The following is a 1,000-nucleotide window of genomic DNA, read 5'->3' as shown; positions in this document are numbered from 1 at the left end:
TGAAAGGCTGATTGTTTTTATGTGCTGAAGGAGTCTTTTAGAAGAATTGTAGTTTTTAGATTGATAGTTAAAACTGTAACAGCTTATGTATAATTAATATCATTTTGTCAAATGAATGTCACATAAAAGTCTTATAGTGTATATAGAAAGTGAAACATACACAAATCAGGAGATGAAATGATGAAAAAAGCGTTACAATATATATTTATATTACTTACGTTATTTACCTTAAGTTATGTAATTCATACCAACTATGAAAAGCATAAAGAGATTAAAAATAATAAACAAGTAATTAGTGAAGTTGCAAAGAGGTATGATATTCCAGATTGGATACCATTATCAATTGCGGATCATGAAACAAAATTTAACCGAAAAGCAATAGGAGATAACGGAACATCTTTCGGATTATTCCAATTACATCGTGGTGGATTAGCACCAGCACAATTATCGGAAGAGAGTTTAGTGGATTCACGTATAAATACAACGATAGCAATTTCAAGTATGGTCAAATCGTATGGGCGTGGTGTGAAAAAAGGACTGCAGGATTGGGAGTTGCTTAAATATGTTGCTAATACATCAGGGTGGCCAGGAAACCTGGGGGGAGAATGGACAGATAATAATACGAAATATAATAAAGGGCTAGAACAATCATATCAATTATATAAAAAAGAGAAGTAGATATAAAAAGGCATTTTCAATTTGGGGAAATGTCTTTTTTATGTTATAGTATAAAAGTGTTTGGGTGTTATGTTATTTCGATATATCTTCAAATTTGTTATGTAGTATTTTTATATTAAATAACTACTAAAATCATTTTTTTATATAAGGAGTAAGAAGTAGGGAATATGAAAAATATAGATTTTATACTAGAAAGTGATGAAACATTAAAACCGTCAGAACGATTAGTACTATTATTATTAGAGAAGCATAGAATGTTATATACGAACGATCTATTAGCTCTTTCAAATTTATCATATAAAACATTAACAGATTCACTAAC

1 protein-coding gene is annotated in these 1,000 nt (G+C 29.2%); it reads left to right on the top strand.

The features are described 5' to 3' along the window. Positions 1-177 precede the first annotated feature (177 nt). Positions 178-678 carry an invasion protein gene (locus V7038_RS29105; protein ID WP_071151338.1) on the top strand — a complete coding sequence of 167 codons (501 nt, stop codon included), beginning with the start codon at positions 178-180 and terminating at the stop codon, positions 676-678. Positions 679-1,000: the final 322 nt, after the last annotated feature.

It is taken from the genome of Bacillus sp. JJ783 (genome assembly GCF_036963225.1).
Lineage (GTDB): Bacteria > Bacillota > Bacilli > Bacillales > Bacillaceae_G > Bacillus_A > Bacillus_A cereus_U.
Note: the sequence above shows the minus strand (reverse complement) of the source record. Positions and strands in the feature narration are given on the sequence as shown.

Bases quoted from the DNA above. Each gene is read 5' to 3' on its own strand.
- V7038_RS29105 (WP_071151338.1), top strand. From the start codon at position 178: ATGATGAAAAAAGCGTTACAATATATATTTATATTACTTACGTTATTT.